Annotated in this window: 13 protein-coding genes; 9 read left to right on the top strand and 4 right to left on the bottom strand. The window is 41.8% G+C overall.

What is annotated here, in order from left to right:
* Nucleotides 1-87 precede the first annotated feature (87 nt).
* On the top strand, nt 88-1,179 hold the full coding sequence (hemH, locus tag ACKLNX_RS06820) for a ferrochelatase (protein WP_412971756.1): 1,092 nt from the start codon (nt 88-90) through the stop codon (nt 1,177-1,179).
* On the top strand, nt 1,179-1,652 hold the full coding sequence (locus ACKLNX_RS06825; protein WP_411694517.1) for a DUF4112 domain-containing protein: 474 nt from the start codon (nt 1,179-1,181) through the stop codon (nt 1,650-1,652). The genes hemH and ACKLNX_RS06825 overlap by 1 nt, the downstream gene beginning before the upstream one ends.
* A 63-nt stretch (nt 1,653-1,715) precedes the next feature.
* Here ACKLNX_RS06825 and ACKLNX_RS06830 read toward each other — a convergent pair whose 3' ends face one another.
* Entirely contained in the window at nt 1,716-3,686 is a 1,971-nt protein-coding gene (locus ACKLNX_RS06830; protein ID WP_412971757.1) for a TonB-dependent receptor plug domain-containing protein, read from the bottom strand.
* Nucleotides 3,687-4,052: 366 nt separating this feature from the next.
* Between ACKLNX_RS06830 and ACKLNX_RS06835 the strand changes: the two genes are divergently transcribed.
* The gene (locus ACKLNX_RS06835; protein ID WP_412971758.1) at nt 4,053-4,313 is read left to right on the top strand and encodes a hypothetical protein; all 261 of its coding nucleotides are present in this window, start codon (nt 4,053-4,055) and stop codon (nt 4,311-4,313) included.
* A gap of 264 nt (nt 4,314-4,577) precedes the next feature.
* Nucleotides 4,578-9,164 (top strand): carboxypeptidase regulatory-like domain-containing protein, encoded by a 4,587-nt coding sequence (locus ACKLNX_RS06840; RefSeq protein WP_412971759.1) that lies wholly within the window; start codon nt 4,578-4,580, stop codon nt 9,162-9,164.
* Nucleotides 9,165-9,270: 106 nt separating this feature from the next.
* On the opposite strand, the gene ACKLNX_RS06845 is transcribed toward ACKLNX_RS06840, so the two are convergent.
* The gene (locus ACKLNX_RS06845) at nt 9,271-9,630 is read right to left on the bottom strand and encodes a DUF2237 family protein (RefSeq protein WP_411694521.1); all 360 of its coding nucleotides are present in this window, start codon (nt 9,628-9,630) and stop codon (nt 9,271-9,273) included.
* Nucleotides 9,631-9,704: 74 nt separating this feature from the next.
* Here ACKLNX_RS06845 and ubiG point away from each other — a divergent pair, with 74 nt between their 5' ends.
* Both ubiG and ACKLNX_RS06855 read left to right on the top strand, forming a co-directional pair.
* Entirely contained in the window at nt 9,705-10,478 is a 774-nt protein-coding gene (ubiG, locus tag ACKLNX_RS06850) for a bifunctional 2-polyprenyl-6-hydroxyphenol methylase/3-demethylubiquinol 3-O-methyltransferase UbiG (RefSeq protein WP_412971760.1), read from the top strand.
* Nucleotides 10,479-10,596: 118 nt separating this feature from the next.
* Nucleotides 10,597-11,205, top strand: coding sequence for a glutathione S-transferase family protein (locus tag ACKLNX_RS06855; protein WP_412971761.1), 609 nt, complete (start codon nt 10,597-10,599; stop codon nt 11,203-11,205).
* Nucleotides 11,206-11,256: 51 nt separating this feature from the next.
* Here the strand turns inward: ACKLNX_RS06855 and ACKLNX_RS06860 are convergent, their stop codons facing one another.
* Nucleotides 11,257-12,555: a serine hydrolase domain-containing protein gene (locus ACKLNX_RS06860; RefSeq protein ID WP_412971762.1), complete on the bottom strand. Its 1,299-nt coding sequence runs from the start codon at nt 12,553-12,555 to the stop codon at nt 11,257-11,259.
* Nucleotides 12,556-12,783: 228 nt separating this feature from the next.
* Nucleotides 12,784-13,626: a transglutaminase-like domain-containing protein gene (locus tag ACKLNX_RS06865; RefSeq protein ID WP_412971763.1), complete on the bottom strand. Its 843-nt coding sequence runs from the start codon at nt 13,624-13,626 to the stop codon at nt 12,784-12,786.
* Between the two features lie 385 nt (nt 13,627-14,011).
* On the opposite strand from ACKLNX_RS06865, the gene ACKLNX_RS06870 reads away from it, so the two are divergent.
* From ACKLNX_RS06870 to ACKLNX_RS06880, 3 genes are read left to right on the top strand one after another with little or no spacing between them, the layout of a single operon-like run.
* Entirely contained in the window at nt 14,012-14,572 is a 561-nt protein-coding gene (locus tag ACKLNX_RS06870) for an Hcp family type VI secretion system effector (RefSeq protein WP_412971764.1), read from the top strand.
* A gap of 32 nt (nt 14,573-14,604) precedes the next feature.
* Entirely contained in the window at nt 14,605-15,507 is a 903-nt protein-coding gene (locus tag ACKLNX_RS06875) for a type VI secretion system tube protein Hcp (RefSeq protein WP_412971765.1), read from the top strand.
* Between the two features lie 21 nt (nt 15,508-15,528).
* A complete protein-coding gene (locus tag ACKLNX_RS06880) occupies nt 15,529-16,086 on the top strand; it encodes a hypothetical protein (protein ID WP_412971766.1) in 558 nt (185 codons plus the stop codon).
* Nucleotides 16,087-16,230 lie beyond the last annotated feature (144 nt).

A 16,230-nucleotide genomic window follows, 5' to 3' on the forward strand; every position in this document is an offset into this window, starting at 1 on the left:
TTGTCTTATCATCGTACTATTCTCATGAAAATTCGCTAGGCATATTAACAAGCAGTGTTAAAGCCATCATAAAAGTTACTTAAAACTATGAAATACAAATCACAATCTTCATTTTCACATGGTCAAGCTGACAAAGTCGGCGTTTTAATATCAAACTTAGGCACTCCTGAAGCACCCACAAAACAGGCTTTGAAGCCTTACTTAAAACAATTCTTATCCGATCCGAGAGTTGTGGAAGTGCCAAAGTTGATTTGGTGGTGTGTACTGAACTTAGTGATTTTAAATATACGACCTAAGCGTTCAGCTGAGGCATATAAAACCGTGTGGACGGAAGAGGGTTCCCCTTTGCTAGTACATACCAAAAATCAAGCTCTCGGCCTCACAGAAAAATTAAAAACAGAATACGGAGAAAACGTAGTCCTTAGTTATGCCATGCGCTATGGCCAGCCTTCGGTAAGCCATGCTATTGATGATTTACTAGCCCAAGGTGCTAGGAAAATAGTGGTACTTCCTTTGTATCCGCAGTATTGCGCCTCTACAACAGGTTCTACTTTTGATGCTGTGGCGGAAGATTTTGTCAAACGAAGATGGCTGCCTGATTTTCGCTTTGTAAGCCATTATCATGATAATGCTGAATACATAAAATGCGTAGCTGACAAAATTAGAAAACATTGGGAAACACACCCAAGAGCCGATAAATTGTTATTTTCATATCACGGCATTCCAAAACGCTATCTGTTAAATGGCGACCCATACCACTGCGAGTGCTACAAAACATCAAGGTTAATTGCTGAGGAACTCGGCTTAGAAGAATCAGAGTACATGACAAGCTTTCAGTCTCGCTTTGGTCGAGAGGAATGGTTGAAACCTTATACCGACCATACTTTAAAAGCGTTTCCAGAGCAGGGCGTCAAATCGGTTCAAGTTGTCTGTCCAGGTTTTTCATCTGACTGTTTAGAAACGATTGAAGAGATTGGTGAAGAAAACCGAGAGTATTTTGAAGAAGCGGGTGGTGAGCGTTATGAATACATCGAGGCGCTGAATAGCGATGATGCGCATATCAACATGCTGTTTAATTTGGTAAAAGAAAATATGGCCGGTTGGAACATGGATCCAAGCGCTAGCAATAACTACGAATTGCGCGATGCTAGGGCGAAAAACTTAGGTGCTCATAAATAATGCCACAAGACAAAAAGAACAGAGACTTACAGATCAAAGAAGCGATAGCGAGCGAGTTGGCTCCAGAACATTTTAGAGCCCCGGATGCATTATTGCAGGCGCAATCCATTGCTAACTTATTAGATACAGCGGTTAAAGTTCCATTTGTCGGAATAAAAGTTGGTTTGGATTTCTTAGTCGGTTTAGTGCCAGTTGTTGGTGATGCAACAATGCTACTCGCGTCATTTCGTATAGTGCATTTAGGACGCAAGTTAGGCATCCCAAAGGCATTGCAGACAGCGATGTTACGCAACGCCATTATCGACTTTGGCTTGGGCTTTATTCCGGTAGTCGGTGATGTCGTTGATTTGTTTTACAAAGCGAACCAAAAAAATGTGCGTATTATGGAACGCTGGTGGATTGAGCAAAATAAAGCGAAAGTAGACGCCTTGGCCAAACAAAAGTTACATGAATGGGAGCAGCAGCAAGATTAGCCTTATGCTAGAGCCTAAAACTGCTAGAGCCTAAAACTGCTAGAGCCCAAAAACTGCTAGAGCCTAAAACAAATAATTTAACTTCAGACCGAAGTGTCTTCCTTGTCTTTGTGGAGCATCTTCATCAGCCGCGGCTCTGACATCTTCGTTTAAAAGATTCTTGCCATACACACTCATTTTCACATTCTCGCTCAAATTCCAAGCAACGCTTAAAGACCATTCGATGTAGCTGTCTAGTGGGGCTTCACCGTCTGCGACGCGGTCTTGGCTTAGACCGTGTTGAATTAGGTTGCTAACGCTCCATTGAGCAAATTGCCACTGAGTCTTTATATCTAGTCGCGAACCAAGAATGTCGGCTAAGTATTGTTCTTGTTTATCGCGGCCACTTTGTTGTTGATATGCAATTTCGTGTGAAACCTCATCATTCATTTGCCACTTAATTGAAGTTTCAAAACCCTTAATTGTTGCCTCATCTAAATTCCTAAAAGTACGGTCACCATTATCTAACCGGAAACGTTCGATGTAATCGTCCAAAGCGTAGTAATAGGTTTGTAAGTTGAACTGCAAGTTCTTACTCAAACTATAATCAAGTGTAAATTGTCCACCACTGCTTTTCTCGGATTGCAGATCTGCGTTGCCTACAGTATTTCCACGCGGTGTTAGGCCATTGTAGTAGAGTTCAGATAAGGTAGGAAAACGAAAGCCTGTACCAAACTCTGCGTGCAGCACCAAGTTATCGCTCAACAGCCACTCAGAATTAAAGCTATAATTGACTCGTTTGGCACTGTGTGAAGTGTTCGTGATACTCTCTGATTGATCGATTTGATCAAAGCGTATGCCTCCTGAAATACTGAAGTCAGTAAAGCGCCAATGTTGATCAACAAAAATACCAATATTATCTTGTTGTCCCTCTAAAATTTTTACATCACTGTTTAAGTTGCCACTTAAGTCATATTCTTTATCGTTTATGTCAACACCGCGACGACTCACTGCATCAAAACCTGCACGCCCGTTTCCTTCCAAAAATGAGAACGATAACAGGCCTGTTGCACCAATAGTGTTCGATTGATATTCAGTGAAATTAGATCTGGAATCTACTCGTAAAGTATCCGAATCCCAATTTTGGTAATGATGATAGACGCTTAACAACCAATCATTTGTTTTGCTAATTTGTACCTTTGCTAAATTATGAAACTCGTTTGGGTAGTAAGTGATTTGGTCATCTGGGTATAAACCTGAACTCTTTCCAATGTCGCTGCCTTTGCTGCTCAGCAACATCGCTTCGATATTAAAGTCTTGTAAATTGATTTTGTATTTAAGCATGCCTGTAGTTTGTTCAAAACCATCATTCAGCTTATTTCCATTGGCATCTTCACGCTGATTGGACTCTCTGTGTACGATACCTGACTGTAGTTGGTGTTGATCCGCATCCAAAGAGAAATTGGCTGAAACTTCTGAGTTACCACCGTCAGTTTCCCTTACAAGCCCAAGTGAGTTAGAACCAAAATCGGTCGTAAATAAACTGACTACACCACCCAAAGCATCAGAACCGTACAAGGTTGAACTTGGTCCCTTCGCAACCGTTAGACCAGACATAAGCGCTTGAGGTACGAATGAGACAGAATTGCCAGCACGACGATCAGTGAAAATAGGAATCCCATCCACTTCGGTGCGCAAACGCCATCGGCTAAAGCCACGAACGCTATAACTTTGAAATAAGCCACCTTGGCCGGAAATATCGACACCAGGAAGTGTGGCGAGCCAGTCAGCAACTCTCACTTCAGTGTCATTTTGTTGATCGAAGCTAATGCCAACCACACTTTGGTTAACTAAGCCTTCGTTACCTAATAAGTTGCGCTGGCTGCGAATTGAAATGGTTTCGATATGAGGCGCTTCATCATTAAATTCTTTGCTTACACTTTCAGAACTCTTTCTAACAGCACTCTTTCTAACAGCACTCTCTCTAACAGCACGCTCATTTGACGCGCTCTCATTTGCATAAGATGGAAGGCTAAAAGTGAGGCATATTGCCATGTATGAAACTATTTTACTTACACGAAAAAACCTATTCGGCTGCATAGGGTCAGATACTCTTATTACTTGTAAAATGAAAAAGTGTTAAATTGGATATTATTCTAATTATATATTTAACTATTAAGTGCGTTGTTAGTTGTATTTCACGACGCAATGTCGGTTTGCAAAATCTGCTAGAAAGTATACTCGCTTGATAAAACCAGGGTTTACTTTTGGAGCTTATATTTGCTTTAAATTTGGAAATAAGCGGCCAAATCCGAAATCACCGAGACTATAGCATAAGGGGAATTTACCATGAAGCATTTGCGCTTAACTTTTAGTGTAATATTCGCAGTATTTTTTTTACAAGCATGCAAGGAAAATCCGATGAGTGAAGAAAAAAAAGTAGTGCCATTGCTAAACCCGGAAATCGATTGTAGCCAAGCCGAAGATAAAATTAAGTGCGAACAATTAAAGCGTTCTTCAAAAAGCTTAAAAGAACTCAGTGAGTCCGATGCCAATAAATTAATTGTGACTTGCGATGACAAATTTCGTAACGAATTCGGGGAGTGTGAAATTCCAAATCATCCACACCCAAAAAAGTTGATTAAAAAAGACACTGATAAAGAAGATGAAAAGATAGATTAAACAATGAGATAGTTTTTTTTAGTTCCTATTCCCCTTATTGAAGTTACATTTCTACACAATTCATTTTCTTTTTTAGTTTACTTCTATTTTCAAGTTGGCATACTAGAGTTTACATGGTTTTTACATAACCATCAGGGAACTTGCATGGATGGACTTTCTCCTTCTATGTAACTTCTTCAACAATCGTGACTAGCAAATAATAATACTTATGAACCTAGTAAGAGCATGCATATCGTCACATTCAAACAAAAAAAGGCAGGGAACGTGTCTACATATATTAAAAAAATAACCACCTATTGTGGGTTGGGTGTTTTTGGTCTAGCTAGTGTTGCAGGTGTTGCACAAGCAAATGACAAAAACTCACAAATTCAATCAATGCTTTCAAAGCCAAAACTAAGTAAGGCGCTTCGTGATGTTGCTAAGCCTTTACCTCGACTGACGCCTTCACGTGTTAACAAGATGCGTGCTTCAGGTGATAAAGTCCCTGGAGAAGATTTAGGCTATGTTGTACCTAACTTTAGCTATCCAATGGTTTCCGAATATCTCGATAAAGCGGCCGATATGCCAGCTGACAGTGTTATTCAATACGAAGTAACTAGTGGCGGCAAATTCCAGCGTAACTCTGCTTCAAATGTAACGATAGGCACAGGCTTCGACGGCTTGGGTAACGTTACAGGTGTGGCACCACCAGATACAAACGCTGATGTTGGCCCTAACCACATTGTGCAAACGGTTAACGTGGCACTTGGTGTTTGGGATAAAGAAGGTAATGAACTACTAGCTCCAACTGCAATCAATGTATTGTGGGATGGCTTTGGTGGTCTTTGTGAATCTAACAACAACGGTGACCCAATCGTTCTTTATGATTCGCAAGCCGATCGTTGGATGATCACTCAATTTGCATTCCCGAGTGGCTTCAACAACAACCGTGCATGTATTGCAATTTCTCAAACAGGTGACCCAACTGGCGAATACTACCTGTATGACTTCCTTTATAGTGACGTTAAATTTAACGATTACCCGCATTACGGTGTTTGGACAGACGCTTACTATGCTGGTGTAAACCAATTTACTGGTAACAGCTTTACTGGTTCAGGTGTTGTTGCATATGAACGTGACAAGATGCTTGCTGGGCAACCTGCTCAACAGGTTATTATCGACTTAGAAACATCTCAGCCAGATGCGTTTACGCCGATGCCAGCTGACATTGACGGTATTTTCTTACCGCCAAACGATATGCCTGGTATTTTCGTTACTGCAGATAACCCGGGTGAATTGAATGTTTGGCATTTCGATGTTGACTGGAATGACACAACTAATAGCTCATTTACACTAGCTGATACACTTACTGTTGGCGCATACAGCGGTGCAGTTTGTAGCTTTAGCCGTGATTGTATAGAGCAACCGAATTCGCAAAACTTAGACGCGATCGGCCAACGTATGATGTTCCGTCTAGCGTACCGTAACCTTGGTGGTACTCAGCATAAGCTAGTAGCTAACCATACGGTTATCGGTTCTGCTACTGACAATGACATTGCTGGTGTTCGTTGGTATGAAATTGATTTAGACGATGCAGGTATGCCTACATTAGCTCAAAACGGTACTTTCAACCTAGACGATGGTAACTCTCGTTGGATGGGTAGTGCTGCAATGGATGCTGTTGGTAACATCGGTGTTGGTTATAGCGTTTCTGGTGAGGACTTGTTCCCATCAATCCGTTTCAGTGGTCGTTCACAATCTGATCCTGATAACGTTTTGACTGTGCCAGAATTAGAAATTAAAGCGGGTGAAGCATCACAAGGCGGCGTAAACCGCTGGGGTGATTACTCAAGCTTAAGTATTGATCCTACTGATGATTGTACTATGTGGTATACCACTGAGTACTATAAAGCTGAAAACGACGATACTCGTGGTTGGAGCACTTATATCGGTAGCGTGAAGTTCGACGACTGTGTTGCAGGCCCTTCAGGTACTATCACAGGTACAATCACTGATACTGCTGGTAACCCAATTGCTGATGCTCAAGTTACTATTGGTGCTTTAACTGCAAGATCAAATAGCGAAGGTGTTTACACTGCTACATTGCCTGTAGGCGATGACTTCACTGTTTCTGCATTTAAATATGGTTGGAACGGCGCTGAAACTGCTGATGTTGAAGTAGTAGAAGACGAAGAGACAGCTGTAGACTTTAGCCTAGAAGCTGCTACACCAGTAACTGTAACAGGTATTGTTGCTGATGGTTCTGGTCTTGGATCTCCACTATTTGCAGAAATTGTTGTTGATGCTCCAGGTACACGCCTAACTACTTACACTAATCCTGTAACAGGCGCATTCAGCATGAATTTGTTCGAAGGAACACTTATCAAAATGACAGCAATGTCTGCTGATGAAGGTTATATCGCTCAAAGCGTTGACTTTACTCCTGCTGCTGATTCGACTCAAAACTTTGACCTTACTGTTTTAGCAAGCTGTACTGCTAAGGGTTACGGATTCACTGAACCTTCATTCGCTGAAGACTTCACTGGTGGCGTACCACCTACTGGTTGGACTATTGCTGACAATGGCACAACTGGTGGCGTATGGGAAGCTGGCTCTGGAAGCACACGTGGCGATCTTTTAGGTTCTGGTGAAGCAGCCATGATCGACAGTGATGCAGCTGGTCCTGGTCTTACTTCAAGTACTCTAACTTCAAGCGCTATCACGGTTGCTGACCTATCATCTTCTGTTCTTGTTTTTGATAGCTGGTTCAGAACTTATGTAGGTGGTGAAGTTTATAACCTTGAAATCAGTGTTGATGGCGGTGCATGGGCTTCTATTTTAGAAATTCCTGCAACCAATAGAGCAGAAAGATTGAGTGTTGATTTAGATGCTTCAATTTCTGGTGCGACTAGCTTCCAACTTCGTTGGAACTATACAGCTGACTGGGAATGGTATGCAATTGTTGACAATATTGCCATTGGCGGTAACGAATGTGTTGCGCTAGACGGTTCTATTGTTCGCGGCATTGTAACTGATGCAAACACAATGACGGCCCTTAATGGAGCTACAGTTTCAACGCAAGGCGATACTGTAACTACAATGTCTACAGGCAGTGCTGAGTTCGCTAACGGTTACTTCTCAATATTTGTACCAGCTGACGAAGAGACAATCTCTGTTTCGTTCACTAACTATGAAACATCTGTAGTTGCTGCAGCTGATGTAGAACCAACTACACCAGTAGCTTTGAATGCACCACAGTTTGCAATTGCTGATTCATTAGCAACAGTTAATGTAACGCAAGGTCGTGTAGGTACTTCTTCAATTACTCTGGAGAATACAGGTACTGCTTCTGGCGACTACCTAATCCTATTTACAACGGCACCTGCTCAAGGTTCTACACCTGAAGTAACGGGTCCTTTCCATTCATCTTCACGTCACTTCGGTCCTAAGAACCTAACTGACCTTGATGCTACGAAAGCACGTTATGTTGTTGACCAGAAATCACTTAACCTACCTCAGGCTTCTTCTGACGTATTAGGTGGATTCGGTACACCACAAATGGCATTCCCTTGGGGTGTTGCTGTAGACCAAGACACTGGTAACTTCTACCTAGGTGACTTAGCTGCCGGTGGTGCTCCAGCGGATGCAATCTTTGAATATGATTCAACGGGTGCGTTTACTGGTAACACAATCGACAATGCTGCAGTTTCTGCAATATTCAGCGCTGACATGGCTTATAACAACCGTACAGGTATGTTGTGGCAGGTTGAAGTCGGTGATGACAACTGTATCCATGAAATAGACCCGGTAGCGCTTGAAGTAACTGGTCAGCAAATCTGCCCTGCATTTGGTACGTCGCAGCGTGGTTTAACTTATGACCCAATTACTAACACTTTCTACTCAGGTTCTTGGAACGACAGCATCATTCACCAGTTCACTGTTGATGGTACGTTGTTACGCTCGGTTAATGTTGGCCTGTCTATTTCTGGTCTAGCTCTTAACCCAGTTTCTGGAAAACTATATGTTATGCAGAACACAACAACTGCATTTGATGTGGTAGTTCTTGATGCGAACTCAGCTGAAATGTCGGCATTGAATGGCTTTAACTTGCTTCCTAGCGATGCATTGCCAGTTGATCCACTAGCTGGAGGCGAACAGTCAGGCCTTGCTGCACAGTGTGATGGTACGCTTTGGACTCCTTCGCGTTCACTAGGTGGTTTGATTGCTTTCGAAAGCGGTGAAACTAACTTCTGTGATTGGAAGAACCTTCCATGGGTATCTCAGACTTCTATGGTTTCTGGTTCAGTAGCAGCTGGTGAGTCAACTGATATTGAATTAGAGTTTGATACTAATGGTATTGCAACGGGTTCTTACTCTGCGCAAATGATTACCTCTGGTAACACGCCATACGCTGATTCAAGTACTGCTGTTTCTCTAGGTGTTTTCGCACCGGTTCCTGGTGATGTTTCACTAGCTAACGTAGAAACTAAAGTGCCAAATGGTCAACCTGCAATTGTTATGGTTAACCGCGTTGGTGGTTCTGACTTCGCAGTAAGCGTTGATTTCGAGCTAGGTAACGGTACAGCTAAACAAGGTACTCACTTCATCGCGGTTGAAGGTACATTGACTTGGGAAGATGGTGATACATCTCCTAAAGCGATTACAATCAACACTGTGAATACAGACCTTAGTGAAGACCTTGGTTTCTCTGTAGTGTTAACTCAAACAACTGGCGGCGCTGAAATTATCCGTGCTAGCACAGCTGTAGTCATCGAAGGTGATAAGAAGAAATCTGATGGTGGTAGCTTAGGCTTCCTATTAGTAGCTCTACTTACTCTTGGTGGTTTAGCAAGAAGACGCTATAAGTTCTAATTTGAACTAAAATAATAAAAACCCGCAATGAGAATTGCGGGTTTTTTTTTGCTTTTTGTCGCTTAGTTTGTGGCTTTCTTGTGAGCCTAGAAAACTAAAGCGAGCGCTACTTGTGACTGTATTCTTTCAAGGTTTCAAGCGGAATAATACTAAGTGCAGCTTCATTGCTTGCTTCAAGATCCACTTTTGGGGCAACTCCCATGTACAAAGCGTCACGCCACCTCATTGCACATAAGCACCAGCGATCTCCGGGTTTAAGCCCTTCGAATTCATACATTGGGTTTGGTGTTGTTAAGTCATTGCCTTGTGCCATTGAGTAGCTGAGAAACTCTTCTGTCACAATTGCACAAACACTATGATTACCAATGTCGCTTTCAGGAACATAACAAAAACCCTCTCGTGTATAGCCCGAATTTCCACAACATAATTTTAAGGTTGTACCCAACACATTTTTTTGATTTGCCATTTGTAGTCCTAAAATTCTATATTGCGTAATAAGCAGTATTACTTATTTATTATCACTTAAGGTAGATTAATACGATGTTAGATAAAAGTAAGCTTAGTCATTTATCAAAAAAAGATGAAGGTGCTAAGAACATTTCATCAGAAGAAATCGAGCGATTTGATCAACTTGCTGAATCTTGGTGGGATCCGCAGGGTAAGTATAAAACCGCACTTATCTTTAATCAGGCTCGCATCAGTTATTTTATCCCGCAAATATGCGAGCACTTTGAAAGAGATGCTAACGCAAAAAACTGTTTGCAAGGTCTAAATATTCTCGATCTAGGCAGCGGCGGTGGGCTTGTATGTGAAGCTTTAGCGAAACAAGGTGCCAATGTAACCGGCATTGATGCAAGTGCGATGAGTGTTGAAGTTGCTAAACGTCATGCCTTGAAGTCTGATCTCGATATAGATTACCGACATATGCTATCAACAGACCTTGTTCAACAAGGTAGTCAATTTGATGTAGTGATCAATGCCGAAGTGCTTGAGCATGTACCAGACCAAAATTCACTTGTTGAAGAGTGCTCAGCGCTTACTAAAGATGGCGGTTTTGTGATCCTAGCAACCCTTAATCGCACTATTAAATCCTATACCATTGCTATTATTGGCGCAGAGTATGTGTTGCGTTATTTGCCGATCGGCACTCACAGTTGGGGCAAGTTTGTTCGTCCTGTTGAGCTTCATGACATGGCTAGCTTCTCTGGATTAACTCAAGTTGGTGAGTCTGGAATGGCTTATAATCCTCTCAGTAAACGCTGGCGTCTAAGCACCGATATGTCAGTAAACTATATTCAAACGTATAAAAAATAAGAATAGAAAAAAGGTCTATCAAACCTGTAAGGTATCGGCTTACTGGAGTATAGTAATTTCATCGGGGCTTAAAATATTGCCCACTTGGGTTTGAGATATTCTAAAAGGAAACGACTCTATGAAAATATACGATACGAAAACTGCGCCCACACCAAGACGAGTTAGGATATTCTTAGCAGAGAAAAATATCCCAATGGAGTATGTTCAAGTCGATTTGCAGAAGGGCGAAAATCTATCAGCAGAAATGCGCGCTAAAAATCCAATCGGCAAAATTCCAATCTTAGAACTCGATGATGGAACTTGCATTAGTGAAAGTGACGCAATATGCCAGTATTTTGAGGCACTTCAGCCAGAGCCGCCTTTATTCGGTGTAACGCCATTGCAAAAAGCACAAATAGCGATGTGGTCAAGGCAGGTTGAATTTTGTTTGTTTATGCAAATTGGAATGTGCTTTCAACATACTACAGGCTATTTCAAAGATCGCATGAACCCTATTAAAGAATTCGGAGTTGAGGCTGGGATCAATGCGACAAAGTTTTTAAGTGTGCTAAACAAGCGACTGGAAACTAGCCCTTACGTAGCGGGAGATGAATTCTCGATAGCAGACATTACTACGATGTGTTCAATTGACTTCGGTCGTGTTGTCGATGTGCGCATGAAGGAAGAGCATACCGCTTTGGCTGAGTGGTATAAAAGGGTATCGGCAAGACCTAGCGCGAATGCTTAGATAATAACGCTAAAGCATCCGCGAACTTGCTTCAAAAGACACTGTCGTTTTCTATTCTTTATTTGAGCTATCAATTAATGCTTGGTAGCTTAAGTTTCTCAAATCATCGGTGTAGCGATAGGTACCACTTGGGATAAATTGTGCCATGCCGATGATGATCATATTCTCAACAGGGTCGATTCGAAAATAGGTAGAGGCTAAACCTGCCCAGCCAAAGTTTCCTGCAGAAGCCATATGCAGCATTTGACTTGGATCCATACTAACCGACATTGCTAAACCAAATCCTTGACCAGGAGCTCCTGAGCTATAAGGGAGCATGGATTCAGGTAAGTGATTCGAACGCATGTACTCGACGGTTTTGCGACCTAAAATGCGAACGCCATCGACTTCGCCATCATTCAGTAACATGCGAGCAAAAATGAGGTAATCATCCATAGTCGACACCATTCCACCACCACCGTTATGAACGGCAGGGTTTTGAAGGTAGTCGCCAAGAGGTTCGTTTTCCATAACGACAGTGCTGCGAGATTTATTCATTGTATATATCTCGGCTAATCGATGTGCTTTGTCTGCTGGAACATAGAATCCAGTATCAAGCATGCCTAGTGGTTCTAGTATTTCTTGCTCAACATAATCGCCCAACTTCATACCGCTGAGTTTTTCTACCAAAAAGCCGATGACATCGGTGCTCACACCATAATTCCACTGAGTCCCAGGTTGGTGATTAAGGGGTAATTTGGCAAGTTCAGACAGTACGTTTTCAGGTTGAGTCTTACCTTGCATCATAGGAGAAGCTCGGTATAACTTGTCAACTTCACTGCCTGAAAATCCATAACTGAAGCCTGCAGTATGAGTAAATAAGTCAATGATGCGAATAGGGGACTTTGCATCTTCTAAGATCATATCTTCGCCACTACCGCTAACATACACTTTCATATTGGCAAATTCAGGCAGGTACCAAGCTACTGGGTCGTTCATATGAAACTTGCCCTGTTCCCACAGAGTCAATGCAGCCACCGTAGTAATCGGTTTGCTCATAGAATAAATACGGAAAATAGTATCGCGCTGCATAGGTTTGCCTGCTGCAAGGTCCTGCATTCCTTGTGCGGCAAAATGCACCGTTTCGTCGTTGCGAGCAACCAAGGTCATAATGCCAGCAAGTTTTCCTTGGTCGATGTATTCCTGCATTTTTGTGTTAATGCGCAGCAGCCGTTGCTCAGAAAAGCCTTGCTTGTTATCGATAGCGACTTCAGGCTTCTGCTGTTGTGAAGATGGACGACTATTGTCACTAACTGAGACGACACACGCTGTTACTGAGAGGCTAAGTAGGAGTAGGACTAATTTTTTCATAATGACTTACTATTATTTTTATTATGAAATTATTGTAACCTCTCAGGCACAATTTGGACATGACAAATTACATACAGAAATAACAGCGCCAACATCTTTCTGCTGATCCAAAGGTGAGAGCGGATGTTATACGTATCCAGACTAGGATTTTGATTTCGATCGTTATAGACAATGTGGCTATTGTCCTTATTGAAAAAGACAATGATATAAGCTAATTTTATGAATTAACTAGTATTTCTCGATCTTTAGTTTGGTCACAAGTTGTGAAGTCGCACTGCCTCTTATTCCACCTGTGACAGGCATTGTATTTTCAGGAATAGCACTGGAAGCCACTGGGAAATGAGTATTTCCTGTTAAAATACCGTGGCTAGGATCAATACCCAACCAGCCGATACCCGGAATAAAAACTTCAGCCCAAGCGTGCAGTTCATAGGTAGGGTGGTCCATATCAAAATAGAAATAACCACTTACAAAGCGCGCGGCAATGCCGTAATTTCGTAGCAGCATTATTAACATCCAAGACAAATCTCTGCATGAACCTTTTTTTATCGAAAAGCAGGAGCTTGGAGACATTGGTGAGCCAAGTTCTCGATACTCTACGGTAAAGTCTTTGTGTATTTTCTTTGTGATATTCGAGACGAAATTAATGGTGTTCGAGCCGGACTCTTTTAGCACGCAATCAGCATAGTCAGACAGTTCACTACTGAGTTTCATTTTTTGTAAGGCTGCAAAGAGAATATGATGTTGGTGTTCGGAATAGCTAAAAGGAATAGTATTGAATGAGTCAGGGTAAATAAGGAAATTAAATGGATTGTATTCCTTAGTTTGCACCGTGCTCTTAGCGGTAATCCTTAGTTTATTTGTTAAATTGCCAAACCAACAAAAGTCGACCACATTATGTTCTTCATCTTCAATCACGCTGCAGCCGTCTGGCTCAGACTCAAGAACGATAGAAAAGTCAATAAGGTCACTAAATGGCGTTTGCTTTGGTCTAAACCTAAGATAATGAGGTTCTAAAAACACATCTTCACTAAACGAATAAGTCGTCTCATGGACTAACTTAAATTTCATATGCCTCTCCAAAGTAAAGTGAAAATCTGCGCAGGAAGTGAGGCAGATAAGCATAGTAGCATGGTTCTCCAAAACAAGCTTGTTAGCTACTATTATTAGACATTCCTTTTAATATACCGCTAATGTGTTCACTAAAGATGGGCTTTTATAAAACTTAATTTGTGTATTTTTTGTGCAATTCTAATCTTGTGCTATATTTTATATATCTCGTTAATTCGCTATCCTCTGACTCTAAGTCAAGCCGTATTAGAACGTTGTGTTGGGGCACATTCTAGCTTATAGAAATTATCCTGTAGCTAGGTTTGTTTACCAAAGCAATGACTCGAATCGCTTGCACAAAAATCCAATCGTTCGTGTTATTTGCTTAAATGTTTTAAGGAATATCATGAAATCCTCTCGCTCAAATTTAACTCCCATAAAATGCGCACTAACACTTGCATTATTCAGTGTCACTTTACTTGCTAATGCTAGCGTCCAGATGTTTTTAAAATTCGATGGCGTTGACGGTGAAAGTCAAGACAGTACGTTTAGAGACTCAATCGAAGTACTTTCTTTTAGCGAGGGTGCAAGTAACGTTGACAATGGCTCTGGCCGTATCAATTCAGTACCCAGTTTTCAGAATATCTCGATAGTCAAATGGCTAGATTCATCAAGCCCAGCACTAAGATTAAAAATGGCACAGGGGTCTACAAGCCCCACTGCGACCCTTTTTGTGACAACCGCCGGCAGCGGACCTGAACCTTTTGTATTCTATGAGGTTGAGCTGACAAACGTTTACATCACAAGCTTTAGTTCTAGTGCGAGTGTTGGTGAGGACCGTTTAAGCGAACAAGTCACGTTAGGCTACACCGAGATAAAATGGACCTACACAAAACGAAACAACGATGGCTCCGCGGGTGGCGAATTCTCTGAAGGTTGGAATATTGAAGAGAATAAAAAGCTATAACATTCACCATCTCACTAAAAGGTGAAATTATTATGAAATCACTTAAGCGAAGTTTTACTCTTGCTTTTGTATTGTTAGTCGGGGTTCTAGCTATACCACCTACTCCTGTTCTAGCGTCTGTCATTAGTCCTGAAGTATTTGTTGATAATGATTCGTTTCAATTAGTCAGTAGTCGCCGAGTCGCACGAAGAGCCACAGAATACACAATCAGTGTCCTAGCCTTCAATGAAGGGTCACGAGAGTTTGAGAATGTGCAAGCTGAGTTAATTGCACTACCAGATGGCATTACGCTTGTAAGTAGCGAAAAGATAGACTTTGGATTTATAGGTAGTACTGGAAATGCACGCGGAAGCGAAAACTTGGTTATTCGCATCAATACCTCATTACGACCTAGTTTGGCTGACTTAGTTTGGGAAGTCACTGGCGATTTGTATGTTGAACCTCCGCCACCTCCGCCAACAGCACCTGCTGAAATAGGCATGTTTTTATTTTTGGGCGAGGACCTACCCGGCGAGGCTCAAAGTGCAAGCCATAGAGATTGGACAAAGATTATCGCATGGAGCGATTCAGCGAGAGTCCTAAATGACCCTAACTCACCTCGCGGCACGTTCGTTAGCCAAGACGATTTACAATTCACGAAATATCTCGACTCTTTGAGTCCTAAAATTAGATTGCACTTAGCTCAGGGACGTTTTATTGAGGAAATTAAACTAGATATAGTTTCTCAGTGCGGCGGTAAACTCTACACCCAATATGCGATAACGCTGATTGAAAGTCTGTTTTCTTCTGTTTCACTAGCAGGGCAGTCAAATCAAGACAAGCTTTACGAAGAAGTGTCAATCAATTCTCGTCTAATGGAAACTATTTATACGCCTGTCGACGAAAGGTGCATTGTACAAACACCTATATTCTCATCGAGAGAATTAACGTTTTAATTTAATGGAATGGAGTAGAAAATGACTTTTCGTCTTATAGTTTTGGCTCTTACGCTGAATATACTAGGTAGCTTCCAAACTGCCCAGGCTTTGCTCATCAACGCTAGTTTGAGCAATATCTCAGGGAATACTTGGCAATATAATTACACAGTAACCAACGATAGCGCTACTGACATTGAGTGGTTTGCTATTTACTTTGATGATTTGAATTATGACAATCTCGCGTTAGTGAGTGGGCCATCTTCTATTGAATGGGATATTATCGTAGAGCAGCCTGGGGCTTTTTTCTCTGGGGAAGATGGCTACATCGATTTACTTGCATGGGACCCGAGTTTTGCCTTGGGTTTCGGGGAGACTATATCAAATTTAATTGTTAGTTTTGACTTTGCGGGCACTGGGGAGCCGCCAGGAGCACAAACCGCGGAAGTGTACGATCCCACTCAGATCGATCCAGTGGTTATTGACTCAACCTCTACGCCAGCGACAGTCAATCAAGCCCCTGTTTCTGGCATCAGTTGGTTATTCATGTTGGGAATGCTGGGGACTTTAAGAGCAGCTAAATGTGCAAGAAAGTTTTGAGTATAAGTATTTCAAGCTAGCAAAAAATAGCTATTTAAAGTTAGGAAGATATTACTGACTGTGTTGTTCAGCATAGTCAGTCGCTATCTGTCGGTATTTATCTGTCCGTAACTATCCATCGGTAACGATCTGTCCGTAACTACC

This window comes from Glaciecola sp. MF2-115 (assembly GCF_047250385.1).
Taxonomy (GTDB): Bacteria; Pseudomonadota; Gammaproteobacteria; order Enterobacterales; family Alteromonadaceae; genus Glaciecola.